General features: G+C 32.0%; 7 protein-coding genes. 4 read left to right on the plus strand and 3 right to left on the minus strand.

Going from position 1 to position 17512, the window contains the following annotated elements; genetic code table 11:
- Window positions 1-86: 86 nt before the first annotated feature.
- Both ABNT61_RS12950 and ABNT61_RS12955 read right to left on the minus strand, forming a co-directional pair.
- Entirely contained in the window at window positions 87-2564 is a 2478-nt protein-coding gene (locus ABNT61_RS12950) for a DUF5686 and carboxypeptidase regulatory-like domain-containing protein (protein WP_348743538.1), read from the minus strand.
- Between the two features lie 233 nt (window positions 2565-2797).
- Window positions 2798-5422, minus strand: a complete 2625-nt coding sequence (locus ABNT61_RS12955; RefSeq protein ID WP_348743539.1) for an AsmA-like C-terminal region-containing protein — start codon at window positions 5420-5422, stop codon at window positions 2798-2800.
- A 114-nt stretch (window positions 5423-5536) separates the two neighbouring features.
- Here ABNT61_RS12955 and queG point away from each other — a divergent pair, with 114 nt between their 5' ends.
- A complete protein-coding gene (gene queG / locus ABNT61_RS12960) occupies window positions 5537-6466 on the plus strand; it encodes a tRNA epoxyqueuosine(34) reductase QueG (protein ID WP_348743540.1) in 930 nt (309 codons plus the stop codon).
- A gap of 37 nt (window positions 6467-6503) precedes the next feature.
- Here queG and ABNT61_RS12965 read toward each other — a convergent pair whose 3' ends face one another.
- Window positions 6504-7109, minus strand: coding sequence for a PAS domain-containing protein (locus tag ABNT61_RS12965; protein ID WP_348710521.1), 606 nt, complete (start codon window positions 7107-7109; stop codon window positions 6504-6506).
- Between the two features lie 138 nt (window positions 7110-7247).
- On the opposite strand from ABNT61_RS12965, the gene ABNT61_RS12970 reads away from it, so the two are divergent.
- The 3 genes from ABNT61_RS12970 (at window position 7248) to sprA (ending at window position 17481) form a co-directional block, all read left to right on the plus strand.
- The gene (locus tag ABNT61_RS12970; RefSeq protein WP_348743541.1) at window positions 7248-9533 is read left to right on the plus strand and encodes an NADP-dependent malic enzyme; all 2286 of its coding nucleotides are present in this window, start codon (window positions 7248-7250) and stop codon (window positions 9531-9533) included.
- Window positions 9534-9603: 70 nt separating this feature from the next.
- Window positions 9604-10185 carry a Holliday junction branch migration protein RuvA gene (gene ruvA / locus ABNT61_RS12975; RefSeq protein WP_348710518.1) on the plus strand — a complete coding sequence of 194 codons (582 nt, stop codon included), beginning with the start codon at window positions 9604-9606 and terminating at the stop codon, window positions 10183-10185.
- A gap of 6 nt (window positions 10186-10191) precedes the next feature.
- Window positions 10192-17481: a cell surface protein SprA gene (sprA, locus tag ABNT61_RS12980; RefSeq protein ID WP_348743542.1), complete on the plus strand. Its 7290-nt coding sequence runs from the start codon at window positions 10192-10194 to the stop codon at window positions 17479-17481.
- Window positions 17482-17512 lie beyond the last annotated feature (31 nt).

Raw genomic sequence — 17512 nt, forward strand, 5'->3', positions numbered from 1 at the left:
TATTTGGAATTTCTAAAGTATAGAATCAAAAAAGCACAACCTAAATAGTTGTGCTTTTTTTCATATTTGGAATTTCGTATTTATAATTAATCAAACAAACTAATTCCAAATAGTAATCTATTTTCCTTTTGTCCGTTAAAGTTAGATTGTACAAAGTCTAAACGCAGAAAACGCCATTTACCCCATCCAATATTGTCTAGTCCAATAGAATACTCAGTATATGGCTTTCTTCCTCCAGAGAAGTAACTTTTGGCTCCAATTACGGTATGAAAGTTCAGTTTATTTAACAATGGAATTTTATTCAAAATAAACCCTTCAAAATTATGCTGTGTATGTATCTCAGCGTAACTATCATTTGTGCTAAACGCGTAATAAGGCATGATATTAAAACTACTCAATCTATTTGCTGGAGCTAAATCTATTTCATTGGCAAGAGGATGGTAGAAATCCATAAAAGGAATATTCTTTTGTTCTAAAAATGCTCCAGCTCTTGCATTGTAATCAAAAGTACCAATGTTTCCAAGGGATACATTTTGTTGTAATCTAGAAAAGAACATGTCTGAATGGAATTCTGAATTATCAGAACCAAATGTTTTTCTATACCCTACAGTTAATGTTGGATATTTTGAGTTGGTAACCGTAAATCTAGATTTTGGATAGCTAATATATTTACTACCAAAACTAAAACTTGCAGCTAATTGAGCCTTAAAAATACTATGCTCTGTAAATGCAGGTAAAGTATTGGATGGATCAATTGGGTTATTGGTTTCAAAAGTCTTTCTTCTACTAAAAAAAGAGTAGTCAGTTGTATTTTCCAAAGGTTTTCTATCGGCATATTCTAAACTGGTGTACACATCAATTCCTGGTGTAACTTCTTGAGAAAAATTAACGGCAGCAAAAGTCTTTTCAAAGTATTTTGCATAATTAGTTTTATCTATTAAAGAATACAAAGTATTGTTGAAGTTGCTTATTGGGTTTCTTTGATCAAATTGAACAACGTCAACACCTCCAGAAATGGATAATCTTGGTCGACTTATGTTATTCCATTTTTTATAAAAGCTAACTGTTGGTCGTAATCGTTTATCAGAAAATCCATAGTTCAAACCTGCGCTAACATTCCACCTTTTTCCTTCATCATTTACTCTTTTAGAGAACGTAACTCTAGTATCTATATTAAACCCTTGTACTGTATTAAATTGCGTATTGGTTAAAAGTCCATCATAACTTACAGACCATTTCTCATAACTATTGTTATAGGAATATCCTAAGATTGGAGAAAGCAATGTGAATTTATTTGATTTGTTATCAATAGAGTCTAAGTACTTTTTTGATTTGCGAACTACCTTAATGCTATCTTTTATAACATAGTCTCTTTTTTCTTCTAGAGTAAGAGGAACACTTCTTAAATCATTCCAATACACAGAATCTTTTTTTGTTGCATTATCTTCAAAAGACAAAATTTCTTTACCAAATGTATCTTCAGAGAATGTTGGTTTAAAATTATAATTAGAATATGAAGCAGAGAATCTTCCGTTTATGTTGAACCCAAATAATCCAACTTTAAAATCAATAGTTTGAAGAATTAAAGCCCAAACTCCTGAGTTTGGTTCATAATTATAGTTTTGTTTTATATGTAAAACATCAATTGCAGGATTATTAATTTGTTCTCCGTTAATGGTTAAGTCTGCTCCGTATATTGCCCAATCATCTTCTACTACATAAATATATCCACCAAAAACACGATCATTTTCTCTTCTTGGAATCAATTTAATTTTACTGATTAACTTTCCATTCTTATCATAAAAAGTCCCTTCTAGTTTAAATTTGTAATAACTGAATGTATAGTTTGATATTGGTGAAAATATATTGGCGTCGGCAACAGGAACTAAATTTTTATACAGATTAAAATTTACATCTTGAGCTCGGTTAAATGAAATTCCATTATCCTGTCCGCTTACTTTTGAAGCTACAATTACCTCTTTGAAATTTTTAGGTCTTTTCTGAAACCAAATTTTAGAGACAGTTTCAGACAAATAAATAATTCCACTACGAGTAGAATCTAATCCACCTCCTAAATCTCCTATTTCTTGACCTAAGATTTTCTTTGGAGCATTTTTAATTTTGAATAATCCACGAGAGTAGAAATCTGAAGTATATTGACCTGATTTATCAGTGTTTTTTTCTTTGTTAGCAATTACTTTTCTAATGATTCCGTTCGCTGGATTTTCATTTGAATTAACGGTTACTTCTTCTAATTGAACTTCTTCTTCACTAAGTTTTACGTTTAATTCGAAGGGAAAACTATCAATCTGAATTTCTTTTTTTAAGGTTTTGAACCCTAAGAATTGAAATACGACAGTTTGTTTTCCAGTTTTTTTTGTTTCTAGAATATAAAGACCATTATCATTAGTAGTGGTTCCACTTAAAGAGTTTTGTAAATACACACTCACAAAAGGAAGTGGTTGATTGTTTTTGTCTACAACTTTCCCTTTAATTTGGGCAGTAATTGAAGAGCATAAAGTGGAAATTAGAAATAAGCAAAATAGCGTAGTAATGTTTTTCATCAACTTGGTTTTGGTTTAGTTTTGAGCTTTACTTTTTTGAATCCACCCAAATCTGTAACAAATGACGAAAAACATCAAATTTTGTTACAAACAAAGATTTTTCAAATTAGTTCAAGAAGCATCAATTATTGTGCCTAAAAAGACTCACTACCTGATACTTAAAAACTCATGCGGCAAACATAAATGAAAAAGAAATTACTTTTTCCTTAGAAAATGTTAAAGAATATTTTTGATTATTCGTCCTTCTTTTTCTTCTTCTTTTTACCGAATATTCCTCCAAAAACGTCTTTAACTTTATCTACTGTATTTCCTTTTTTATCAGTACCTGTAGCTGAAGATTTGTTGTCTTTATTACCTCCTAATAATCCACCAACAGCTTTGTCAATTAAGTTGTTTTTTTGCTTTTGAATTAACTGTGTTGTTAAGTTACTTACCGCGGATTTTAAGTCAGTTTTAACAGATGGATTTGTGAAACTCCCTGAAAAGTTTGCTGTAATTGGTACAGAAACGTTCTGATCGGTACTATTTAATTTCGATAATAAACCAGTTACTTCAGATCCTAAATATTTCGCAGGAACATTAAACGTTGCATTATAATCCATTACTTGATCTAAACTGTGACTACCAGCTACTTCAATATCAATATCTTGATATTTTAACTTGAATGGTTTTACGTTTACTTTTCCGTTATCAAAAGATAAGTTGGTTTTAATATCCTTTAAATCAAGTTTCTTTAAATCTACAAAACCTAAGTTTTGATCTAACAAACTCAAAGCTTTAGAATTTTTAGGTTCTACATTAGTAGCTAAAATTTCTGCCAGTGCTTTACCTGAAACAGAAGCTAAATTCGGAGTGAAATCATCTTTCAAACTTCCTGAAAGATTAATGTTTGTATTTAGTTTTCCTTGGAGAACATCTGCAACAGGAGATAACATTTTAAACAATTCTATGTTTTTAAATGAATCACTAATGTTGAAAGATTTTATTCCCATATCAACATCAAAAACAGATTTTTCTGGCTTGGTGTCAACAGCTCCGTTTAAAGCAATATTTCCACCAAACATTCCTCCATTTACTCCTTTTAAAGTTGCTTTTTGATCTTTAATTATTAAAGTTCCTTTTACATTTTCTAACTTAAGATTATCGTAGTAAACTTCCTTAGCATTTGCATTAACAACACAATCTAAAAATGCTGGGATTTTTAAGTTCTCTTTTGGTTTTTCAGTTTCAGAAGTCTCTTCTTGTTTAGGAGTTTCAGTTCCAGTAGTGCTATTATCTGTCATGAAATCACTCACTTTAAAAGAATCTGAATTTAAGTTAAAGGTTCCTTGTAAATTTTTGTCTGAAAGTAAGAATCCCATTAAGTTGTTAATAGTTCCATTGGCTTTTAAATCGCTCGTTCCTGTAACAGCATTGAAATTAGTTAGTGAAACTTTTGTTGGTGTAAAATCAACTTTAGCACTGTTGATTTTTAGTGGGTTTGCCATTTCCTTTCCACTAAATAAGAAATCAGTAACTTCTAATTTACCACTATTTTTTATACGTTGATATTTGTTGTTTTGAACAGCATCGATATCAAATTTAGAAGTAAGATTAGCATTAATAATTCCACTCAATTCATTTTCTAATTCTATTGGATATACTTTGTTAATATGACTTAAATCTAGTTTACCATTAAGAGTGGTATTGATGTAAGGATTTTTGGTAAGATTACTTACTCTCGCATTTCCACTGAATTTATTTTCATCAATATTAAAAGCTAATTTGTTTACAGAAACATAAGTGTCATCTACATTTCCAGTAGCGTTTTTAATTTGAGTATCTATGTGAATGTTATTTACACTTTTAGGTAAACTTGGGTATTTAAATGAAGCATTGGTAGAGGTAATTGCAATGTCAATTGTTGGAATTGTTTGTTCAGTTACTTTTCCATCAACTTTACCCACTATACTAAAATCACCTGAAGTTTTTACATCAGCAATATTCTTAGCATATTCTTCAGGAATTAAGGCTAAAAAGTTTTTAAAATCCGAAGAAGGCGTTTTAAAGTTTACATGAACTTCCTGGCTAGCATCTTTGTTTAATTGTACGTAACCATCAAATATTAGCGGTAATTGATTGATATGTGCTTCGTTTTTAAGGAAAGCATATTTGCTGTTTTCTAAATCTAAAGCCAACACAGCGTTTAAATCTAAATGTTGATTGTTTACTAGCTTAGTTCCGTCTTTTTCAAATATTATGCTGGTTGTAGTTTTGGTGTCTAACTCAGTTGTTTTTTGAGAAAAATCACCACTTCCTGAATGATTAAAATCAGAAAGGACAACATTCATTTTTCCTTGTTTATCCGTATATTTTATAGTTGCGTTAGTCAGCTCGTATGAGTTTAAAGACAACTTAAAATTACTTGATGATGCTTTTTCTGTTTCTTCTTTTGTATCTGAAGCTACGTTAACGTCTTTTTTTGCAATATCGTAATTGGCATTACCTTTTTCATCTACAAGCACATTCACTAAAGTGTTATCTATAGAAAAAGATTGAATATTTAATTGACTATTAGCACTTTTGAATATTTCTGTAAGTTTTAGTTTTAATTGAATGTTTTCACTGTAAACTAAAGTATCTCCTTCAAAAGGAGCAAAATTTGTTACAACTACATTTTTTAATTCAACAGAAGCTTTTGGGAAGTTTTTTAGTAAGCTTAAGTTAGCATCTGAAAATTCTACTTTTGCATTTACATTGTTATTAATTGTTTCTTTAACTAAGGCCACCAACTTATCTTGGAATAAAAAAGGAATTGCAGCCAAAGCAATTACAAGAAGAAGTACAATTGAGACAACGATTTTTACAATTTTTTTCATGATACTGTTACTTTTGAGTTAAAACGTATGTTGGGGTATTTTATTGAGTGAAAAATGTTAACAACAAAGTTAAAAGTTATCAGTAATATTGTGGTTAATAAATAGTTTCTTTTTTTGAAAAAAACACAGCAATATTCGAGTCTTATTAAGAAGCATGCCAGTAGGTTAGGTTTTTTAGCCTGTGGTATTGCAAAGGCTGATTTTTTAGAAGAAGAAGCTCCTCGATTGGAAGATTGGTTACAAAACAACTACCATGGAAAAATGCAGTACATGGAAAATCATTTTGATAAACGATTAGATCCAAGATTGTTAGTTGAAGGAGCAAAATCTGTTATATCATTATCTTACAATTATTTCCCGGAAGAAGAGCAGCAAGTAGGGTCATACAAATTGGCTAAATATGCTTATGGCGAAGATTATCATCATGTCATTAAAAATAAGCTTTTTGAATTGCTAGAATGTCTTCGTGAAGAGATTGGAGAAATCAATGGTCGTTGCTTTGTTGATTCTGCTCCAGTTTTAGAAAGAGCATGGGCGGAGAAAGCTGGTTTAGGTTGGAATGGAAAACACACCTTGTTGATTCAGAAGAAACAAGGTTCATTTTTCTTTTTGGCTGAATTAATTATTGATTTGGAGTTAGAGTATGATCAACCTTTTACAACCGATCATTGTGGTAAATGTACGAGATGTATAGATGCTTGCCCAACTGATGCAATTTTACCGAATAATAACTTAGATGCGAGTAAATGTATTTCGTATTTAACCATTGAGTTAAGAGATAATATTCCATCTGGATTTAAGGATAAAATGGAAGATTGGATGTTTGGTTGCGATATTTGCCAAGATGTTTGTCCGTGGAATCGGTTTTCAGAGCCTCATAATGAACCTTTGTTTAATCCAAAAGACCCAATGTTGACTATGGATAAAAGAGATTGGCAAGAATTAACAGAAGAAACGTTTCGAAAAGTGTTTAAAAAGTCAGCTGTTAAACGAACAAAGTTTGCTGGATTAACCAGAAATATTAGCTTCTTAAAAGAGAAGTAAAACTCAAAGTTGAATTTGAGTTTTACTAAAAGTTTTTCTATTCATAGTCACTAAAGAAAAACCATTGTAATCCTTTAATTCGTTTTGCTTTGTCTAATATTTTCTTTTCTTTTTTCGATTCCTCCTCGAATAAATCAACTACAAACTCATCGTACGATTTTCCAATTTCTTCATTCAAGTATGCGTGAAAATACATTTCGCTAACCTTTTCACCCTTGGTTTTTTCGATATCTAGCAAGGTTTTGTACAAAGGTTCAATTTTATCAACCACACTTTGCGGTACAGACTTTCTTCTAGCGGTGTAACCAGAAATATGTCCATCTTCATCTCTGTCTATTGTAAAGTCTGTAATCACCCAATAGTATTTTCCGCTTTTAGTAAGATTCTTTACTATAGCATGAAAATTCTCTTCACGTTTTAAGGCTTCCCATAATAGTTTGAAAGCAACTTTTGGCATGTCTGGATGTCGAATGATATTATGAGGTTCTCCAATGAGTTCTAATGTGCTGAATTCAGATGCTTCTGAAAAAACATCGTTAGCGTATAGTATGGTTCCAAATGTGTCTGTTTTACTGACGATCGTTTTGTTTTTGTTCCACTTAACTTCTTCGTCTACAATGTTTACGGGGGTAGTAATGTTCATAACGGATAATTTAATTTTAGTACTACAAAGTTTGTTAAGAATAGAATAATGCAAAATGATATTTATCATTTCCCAATAAATTATGATACTAAATAACAAACCTTATATTTGTCAATTCACAATTAAGCTAAAAAGTTTATGAGCGAATCACGCAAAAGACGCGAGGCTTTACTATACCACGCTAAACCATCACCAGGAAAAATATCGGTAGTACCGACGAAGAAATATGCCACTCAACACGATTTATCTTTAGCTTACTCTCCAGGAGTTGCTGAACCGTGTTTAGAAATAGCAAAAAATAAAGAGAATGTGTACAAATATACTGCTAAAGGAAATTTAGTAGCTGTAATTTCAAACGGAACAGCAGTTTTAGGATTAGGAGATATAGGTCCTGAAGCATCAAAACCAGTAATGGAAGGTAAAGGTCTTCTTTTTAAGATTTTTGCGGATATTGATGTTTTTGATATTGAGGTAGACGCAACGGATATTGACAAGTTTGTTGAAACTGTAAAAGCTATTGCTCCAACATTTGGTGGAATTAATCTTGAAGATATCAAAGCACCAGAAGCTTTTGAAATCGAAAGAAGATTAAAAGAAGAATTAGACATCCCAGTAATGCACGATGATCAGCACGGAACAGCAATTATTTCGGCTGCTGCATTAAAAAATGCATTAGAGATTAATGGGAAAAAAATAGAAGATGTTCAGATTGTTGTGAATGGAGCAGGAGCTGCTGCAATTTCATGTACTCGCTTATATTTAGCTCTTGGAGCTAAAAGAGAGAACGTTATCATGTGCGATAGTAAAGGTGTTATCCGAAAAAGTAGAGAAAACTTAACAGAACAAAAAGCTGAATTCGCTACTGATAGAGATGTAGATAGTTTGGAAGAAGCAATGAACAATGCGGATGTTTTCATTGGATTATCAAAAGGAAATGTGGTGAGCCCAGAGATGTTACTATCAATGGCTAAAAATCCTATCGTATTTGCAATGGCAAATCCTGAGCCAGAAATTTCTTACGATTTAGCAGTTGCTACTCGTGATGATATTATTATGGCAACAGGTAGATCAGATAATCCTAACCAGGTGAATAATGTATTAGGTTTCCCATTTATTTTTAGAGGTGCTTTAGATGTTAGAGCAACTAAGATTAATGAAGAAATGAAAATGGCGGCCGTACATGCATTAGCAGATTTAGCTAAGAAATCGGTACCGGAACAAGTAAATATTGTTTATGATGAAATTAGTCTTTCATTTGGTAAAGAATACATTATTCCTAAACCTTTTGATCCTAGATTGATTTATGAAATTCCACCAGCAATTGCTAAAGCAGCTATGGATAGTGGAGTTGCACAGCAACCTATAGAGGATTGGGATCGTTATAGAGATACTTTAATGGATAGATCAGGTTCTGGAAGTAAAGAAGTTAGAATTTTACATAACAGAGCTCGTACAAATCCTAAGAAAATAATATTTGCAGAAGCAGATCATTTAGATGTTTTAAAAGCAGCTCAAAGAGTTTATGATGAGAAAATTGGAATTCCAATTCTTTTAGGAAATAAAGAAATCATCTTAGAATTAAAGCAAGAATTAGGTTTTGAGGCTGATGTAACTATTATCGATCCTAAAACTCCAGAAGAGAAAGAAAGAAGATTGAGATTTGCTGAAAAATTCTGGAAAACAAGACAACGTAAAGGAATTACCTTATTGGAAGCTCAAAAATGGATGCGAGAGCGTAACTATTTTGCAGCAATGATGGTAAATGAAGGAGAAGCAGATGGTTTAATTACAGGTTATTCTCGTCCTTATCCATCAGTGGTGAAACCAATTTTAGAATTGATAGAAAAAGATCGAGGTGTTTTAAAAGTAGCAGCAACGAATTTATTGCTTACCAAACAAGGGCCAATGTTCTTGTCGGATACCACGATTAATATTAATCCAAATGCGAAAGAGCTAGCTAAAATTACGCATTACACAAGCATTTTAGCTCGTATGTTTGGAATGAAGCCAAATGTTGCCATGTTAAGTTTCTCTAACTTTGGATCAACTAAGTCTGAGACTTCTGTTAAAATTCGTGAGGCTGTTGAGTATATGCACGAACATTATCCGGATTTAGTTGTTGATGGAGAAATTCAAGCAGATTTTGCATTAAATGAAGAGTTATTGTCGAAGGAATTCTCTTTTTCTAAATTGAAAGGTAAAAAGGTAAATGTGCTAATTTTCCCAAATTTAGAGTCAGCAAATATTACCTATAAATTAATGAAACAAGTAAACGGAGCAGAATCAATTGGACCAATTTTATTAGGTTTAAGTAAGCCAGTACACGTTTTACAACTTGATGCAAGTGTAGATGAAATGGTGAATATGGCTGCTGTTGCAGTTGTAGATGCTCAGGAAAGAGAGAAGAGAAATTTAAACAATTAATAAGTAGGAAAATACGGGTTTTACAATCCTAAAAATTTTGCTACTTTAGGCGTCGGTTACACAGAAACAAATGATTACCCAAATAAAAGGAAGATTAGTAGAGAAAAATCCTACCTATGTTGTGGTAGACTGTAATGGTTTAGGATACTTACTTAATATCTCTCTAAATACATATGGATCACTTCCAGAAGATGAAAATGTAAAACTATACACACATCTTTCTATTAGAGAAGATGCACATACTTTGTATGGTTTTATTGATAAAGTAGAACGAGAAGTATTTAAATTATTAATTTCTGTCTCAGGTGTTGGTCCAAGTATAGCAAGAACCATGCTTTCGTCCATGAGTGCCGAAGACGTGCAACAAGCTATTGCTTCTGAAAATGTGAAATTGATTCAGTCGGTTAAAGGAATAGGAGCAAAAACAGCACAGAGAGTAATCATCGATTTAAAGGAAAAAATCTTAAAAACCTTTGATATTGATGAAGTTTCTGTAACTGAGAGCAATACTAACAAAGAAGAAGCGTTATCTGCATTAGAGGTTTTAGGATTTGCCCGAAAACAGTCAGATAAGGTAATAACCAACATATTAAAAGAATCGCCATCAGCAACTGTGGAAGAGCTGATAAAAAAGGCACTTAAAAACTTGTAAAAGAAGTTGAGAAAACATTTTCGTAATAGATTTTTTACAGCACTTGCTATATTAGTAAGTGTTGTTTCATTTGCTCAGAATTCAAATAAGAAAGATTCTATTCCAGCAAAAAAAGATAGTATTCCTTTAAAGTATAACTTCAACTTTAACCAAAAAGGACATCTTTTTTTAAATAATCCAACCGATATTCAAGTTCGTTATGATAAGTCGATAAATAAGTTTGTTATTGTTGAAAAAATTGGAGATTATGTTGTTGGAACTCCAATATTCTTAACTCCACGCGAGTATGATAAGTATAAATTGAAAAACGATTTAAAAGCATATTTCAGAGAAAAAGTTGATGCTGCAAATCCAAATAAAAAAGGTAACGATAAAAAAAGAAAAAATTTACTTCCTAAATATTACGTCAATTCCAAATTCTTCGAAAACGTTTTTGGAGGAAATGAAGTTGAGGTAATTCCAACAGGACAAATAAGTATAAAATTAGGAGGGATTTATCAGAATACAGAAAACCCTCAAATATCTGTAGAGAATCAGAGTAGTTTTACTTTTGACTTTGATCAGCAAATTAGTGCGAGTATTCAGGCTAAAGTTGGAAAGCGTTTACAAGTAACAGCCAACTATGATACACAATCTACTTTCGATTTTCAAAATATCATTAAAGTTGAATACACACCAACGGAAGATGATATTATACAAAAGATTGATGCAGGTAACGTAAACTTACCTATTAAGAACTCATTAATTAATGGTGCGCAAGCTTTATTTGGAGTTCGTGCGGATTTTCAATTTGGAAAAACTACAATTAGAACTGCATTTTCGCAACAAAATTCACAATCTAGGAATGTAGTTGCAGAAGGAGGAGCTGTAATTGAACCTTTTGAATTACGAGTAACGGATTATGATAATGATCGTCACTTTTTCCTATCTCAATATTTTAGACAGAATTATAGTAAAGCTTTAGCGAACTATCCGTTAGTTAGTAGTCCAATTAATATCAACCGAATTGAAGTTTGGATTACCAATAGAAATCAGAACGTAACTGATTTTAGAAGTATTGTAGCTTTTGCCGATTTAGGAGAATCGGATTTAGAGAATATGGTAAGTGCTAATTTATCTACTGGTGTTCCACAAGAGAACTATGTAGATGTAGTTGCAAACCCAGTTAGTGTACAAAACACTCCAATTCCATATAATGCAGTAAATGATATTAATGATTTATTAGCTGTAACTACAGGAGGAATTCGAGATGTTGGTACTTTAGATTCATCTGTTCCAGTAGAAATGGTTCAAGGAAATGATTATTCCTATCTGCAGAATGCTAGAAAGTTACAATCTAATGAGTATACGCTTCACCCACAATTAGGTTTTATTTCGTTAAATAGACGATTAAATGATGGTGAAGTATTAGCTGTAGCTTATGAGTATACAGTTGTAGGAGCGAATAATAATGAAACTATTTTCAAGGTAGGAGAATTTTCTAATGACGGAATTAATGCTCCGGCAAATATTGCTGTTAAGTTATTACGTAGTGAAATCTTAACAACAAAAAGAGAAATAGGAACAAATAATCCACCAACTTTTATTCCGGCTCCAACATGGAGATTAATGATGAAAAACGTATATGCTTTAGGTGCATATCCGTTACGTCAAGAGGGGTTCCGTTTTGAATTATTATATCGTGATGATGAGACAGGTGTTTTACAAAATACTCTTCAAAATATTAATGATCTAAATAATACAGAAGATTATAATAACATTCGAAAAACAACATTAATCAATTTATTTAATATTGATAAATTAGATCAGAGTCAGTTTAAAGTAGATGGTGGAGATGGTTTCTTTGATTTTATTGAGGGTATTACAGTAAATTCAGCTAAAGGATTAATTTATTTTCCTAGCGCCGAGCCTTTCGGGATAGACTTTGATCAAACTTTAATAGATAAGGGAATTAATATAGTAAATGATAGGGAAAAGTATTTATTCAATGATTTATATCTAACAACCAAGATTCAAGCGAAGAACGAGTTTCAAAATAAAGATAAGTTTTTCCTGAAAGGATATTTTAAATCAGAAACAAGTAGAGGTATTTCATTAGGTGCTTTCAATATTCCAAGAGGATCGGTAAGAGTTTCTGCTGGAGGAAGAACCTTAGTTGAGGGAGTTGACTATGTTGTAGATTATCAATTAGGAAGGGTTACTATTTTAGATCCAGGATTAGAAGCATCAGGAGTTCCAATTAATGCATCGGTTGAGAATAATACATTCTTTAATCAGCAAAGGAAAACATTCTTAGGAATTGATGTTGAACATAAAATCAAAGAGAATTTTATACTGGGAGCAACATTTTTAAATGTTAGTGAAAGACCAATTACTCCAAAAGTAAATTTTGGTGCAGAGCCTATTGATAATATCATGTTAGGTTTTAATTTAGATTTCTCTTCGGAAGTTCCGTATTTCACCAAATTAGCAAATAAGCTTCCTTTTGTTGAAACAGATGCACCTTCGAATATTTCTGTTAGAGCTGATATGGCGTATTTACTACCAGGATCTCCAAGTGGAATTGATGTTAACGGAACAGCTACGTCTTACTTAGATGATTTCGAAGCAACTCAAATTCCAATTAATTTAAATGCTCCGCAGCAGTGGTTTCTAGCAAGTTCTCCATTATCACAAGATTTTGCTGAAGCAACAAATGATCCAAGATATAACTTTAAAAGGGGAAAGATTTCTTGGTATAGTATTGATCAATTATTCTATTCTAATAGTACAAACAGACCTTCGAATATTAATGATATCGAGTTATCTAGAAATGAGGTTCGTCAAATTAGTTTTTCTGAATTATTTCCAAATACAGATTTAGATATTACTCAATTAAATTTGGTTAGAACTTTAGATTTAGCTTACTTCCCAAATGAAAGAGGTCCATATAACTTTAATACGGAAGCAACTGAGTTAAATGCTGATGGTACTTTTACCAATCCAGGTGAAAACTGGGGAGGAATTATGAGAGCCTTAACTACAACAAATAATTTCGAGCAAGCAAATGTTGAATATATTCAGTTCTGGTTAATGGATCCATATGAAGGATATTCTATTACAGAAGCCGAAGGATTACCAGCGGGTATCGATCCACAAAATCCAATTAACCAAGGAAAGTTATTCATCAATTTAGGAAATATTTCAGAGGATATTTTACGTGATTCTCAAAAGCAATTTGAAAATGGATTGCCAACAACCCAGAATCCAGCACCTCAAGTGGATACAAATATGGGTACTATTCCTAGAAACCCATCGATTTTATATGCGTTTAGTGCCGATCCTGATGAAAGAACACAGCAAGATATTGGTTTAGATGGTTTATCAGATTCGCAAGAACGTAGTTTAATTGACAGAATTAATGCAGATCCAAGCTTGCCAATAAACATTGATGTAAGCAGATTAAATATTGATGATATCTCTGGTGATAACTTCCAATTTTTTAGAGGAGGAGAATTAGATGCTGCGAATGCATCAGTCATAACTCGTTATAAAAATTACAATGGTACTGAAGGGAATTCACCTACAACTGATCAGTCAGGAGAAGATTTTCCAACTTCTGGTTCTACGTATCCTGATACGGAAGATTTGAACCGAGATCAAACTATGAATCCAGTTAGTTCTTATTTCGAGTACGAGGTTTCTTTAAATAGAAATGACTTAGTGCAAGGATCGAATTTTATCGTAGATGTAAAATCAGAACCAATTACGTTACCAAATGGTGAGTCTAGAAGTACTACTTGGTATCAATTCAGAATCCCAGTAAGAAATGGATTCTCTCAAGCTGTTGGAGGAATTACAGATTTTAATAGTATTCGTTTTATGCGTATGTATTTAACAGAGTTTAATATGCCTGTTGTAATGCGTTTTGCAGAATTAGAATTAGTTCGTGGAGATTGGAGACGATATACAAGAACACTTGATCCAACAGTTCCTGAAGAAGATTTGGATAATGCACAATTAAATAATTTCGAAGTAGGAGTTGTTAGTATTGAGCAAAATGATGATCGTTATGAATTACCTCCAGGAATTACAAGAGAGCAATTACAAGGAACGAATAGAATTCAACGTCAGAACGAGCAATCTTCTACAATAACGGTAAATGATTTACCTCCAGGAAAATCGAGAGCAATCTTTAAAAATATCAGTATCGATTTACGTCGATACAAAAATTTAAGAATGTTCTTACATGCAGAAGAGGTTCCTGGAAAAGTTGTTTCAAATGGAGATATGGTTGCAACGATTCGATTAGGAACTGATTTAAATGAAAACTACTACGAAATTGAAAAACCTTTAATTTTATCAACATCAAGTGCATCATCATTGGATGTTTGGCCGGAAGAAAATAATTTAGATATTTTAATGCCGGAATTAGCGACATTAAAATTAGATAGAGATGGTGCTGGTGTTTCTGCAGGTGATATTTATTCTGGAACAGCCACAAATGGTTTAACCATAAGAGTAAAGGGAAATCCTACTCTAGCACAGATTAGAACAGTAATGTTAGGTGTAAAAAATACTACTTTGAACGATAGAAGTGTTGAAGTATGGTTCAATGAATTACGTGCTGTAGGATTTGACAACCAAGGAGGTTGGGCAGCTGTAGTTAATGCAGATACAAATTTTGCCGATGTAATTGATTTATCATTAGCGGGTAGAATGTCTACAGTAGGATTTGGAAATGTAGATCAAAGAGTTCAAGAAAGAAGTTTAGAAGAACAAAAACAATATAATGTATCGACCAATGTTCAGTTAGGTAAAATGATGCCTAAAAAATGGAACATGCAAGTACCGATGAGTTATAGTTATGGGGAAGAATTTATTGATCCAAAGTTCGATCCTCAATATCAAGATGTGGCTCTTATCGATGCCAAATCAAGAGGTTCAGATCAAGCAAAAAGAAATGCTGAAAATGCCCAGGATTATACAAGAAGAAAGAGTATAAGTTTTATTAATGTAAAGAAAAATAGAAATCCTAAAAGCGATAAAAAGCCTAAATTCTATGACGTTGAAAACTTAGCGATGTCTTATTCTTTTAGCGAAGAGTTCCATAAAGATTATAATATTGAGCGTTTCGTGAATCAAAACTTAATGGCGGGATTAAACTATAATTTTAATTTTAGTCCTTTTGTTATTGAACCTTTCAAGAAATCACAGAAATTGAAGAGTAAATACTGGAAGTTTATTAAAGATTTAAACTTTAATCCAGTTCCTAAAAATATAGCGATCAATTCAAAAATTAATCGAAATTATAATCTTCAGCAATCAAGGAATTTAATTGAAGTTGCAGGATTGACAGCTCAGCCGGAATTAATTCAGCGTAGGTTCTTATTTGATTGGGACTATACCATTGCGTTCGATTTAACAAAATCGTTACAATTAAATTTCAACGCTACGAATAACTATATATATGATGGTTTCGGACAAGATGAAGAACTTGGAATTTATGATAAATTCTTTACGTTTGGACGTCGAAATCAATATCACCAAACACTAAATGCAACATATAAAGTTCCAATTAACAAATTACCATATTTAAGTTTTATTAGTTCGGACTACGGATATACGGCTGATTTCGATTGGCAAGCTTCTTCTAGAAGTTTGATAACAGATCCTGATACGAATTTAGAAGTAAGTATTGAAGATAAAGTTGGTAATATGATTCAGAATGCCAATAAGCATACCATTGGTGCAACAATTGACTTTAAACGTTTTTATAAAACTATAGGCTTAGAAAAGCTATTCCTTAAAAAGAATAAACGTCAAGCAGGTGCTAAGAAAAAAGGAGTAGCATTAGGAAGTAAACCAACAAAGAGTCAGCCAATAAAACTTAAAAAGAATGCATCTTTTGGAAAGAAATTATTGAAAGGTACTTATGATGTATTAACTTCAGTTAAGAGAGCCAAAATTAATTACTCTAGAGAAAGTGGTACTTTATTGCAAGGATTCAGACCATCGGTAGGTTTCTTAGGAAGAAGTAATTTTGACGGAAGTTTGGCTCCAACATTAGGATTTGTTTTCGGTAGTCAAACTGATATGTTACGTCAGGCAATTTCTAATGGTTGGTTAATCACTAGAGATGCAAATGCAGAATATTTCAATCAGAATTATGGAAGAACGAGAAATGATAATTTAGATTATAACATTTCTATTAAGCCAGTCAAGGATCTTACGATTGATTTAAGAGGAAACAGAATTAAAACATCAAACGTTACACAACAATTAGATGTTATATTAAGACCTGGAGGTGATCCAACGAATAATAATGATTATGAACAAAACCCTGCATTAAGAGCATTTGAAACTGGAAATTATAGTATTAGTCACTTTATGTTAGGAACTATGTTTACTGATGGAGATCAGTTATATCAAAACTTCTTAGACAACAGAGCTACTATTGCGAATAGAATTGGAAGTCAAAATCCATTATTACCAAATGATATTGATCCAGCCAATACTACGAATGCAGGATATAAAACAAATGGTCAGCAAGTAATGTTACCAGCATTCTTAGCGGCATATTCAGGTACAGATGTAAATTCAGCCAGTACTGGTATATTCAAAAACATTCCATTACCAAACTGGACAATGAGATATAACGGATTGATGAAGTTCAAGTGGTTCAAGAAGAATTTCTCATCATTTACATTATCTCATAGCTATAAATCGTCTTATACTATTGCTAATTTTACTAATAATTTACAGTACGATAGTGGAGATTTAAGCTTAACAAATAATTCAGGGAATTATCAACCAGAATTATTAATTTCGTCGGCAACATTAATAGACGAATTTTCACCGCTTATTAAAGTGGATATGAAAATGCGAAATTCGTTCTCTTTAAGAGGAGAAGTTAAGAAGGATAGAAGTTTAACGTTGAATTTTAATAATAACACGTTAACGGATATTAAAGGAACGGAGTATATTTTTGGTTTAGGATACCGAATTAAAGATGTTAAAATGGTAACAAGAATTACCGGTAAGAAAGAAACATTAAAAGGAGATATTAATATTAGAGCCGATGTTTCACTTAGAGATAACTTAACATTAATTCGATCTGTAGACGAACAAAATAACCAAATTACTGGTGGAGAAAGATTATTTGGATTGAAGTTTTTAGCGGATTACAACTTGAATAGTAATTTAAGAGCCTCTTTCTATTATAATCATAACACATTTGATTATGCAATCTCTACCAATTTCCCGCGTCAATCTATTAATGCAGGATTTAACTTAGTCTATAACTTAGGAAACTAAAATTTAAAACCATATTAAATAAAATTACAAA

It is taken from the genome of Tenacibaculum sp. 190524A05c, from assembly GCF_964036595.1.
GTDB classification, from domain to species: Bacteria; Bacteroidota; Bacteroidia; order Flavobacteriales; family Flavobacteriaceae; genus Polaribacter; species Polaribacter platacis.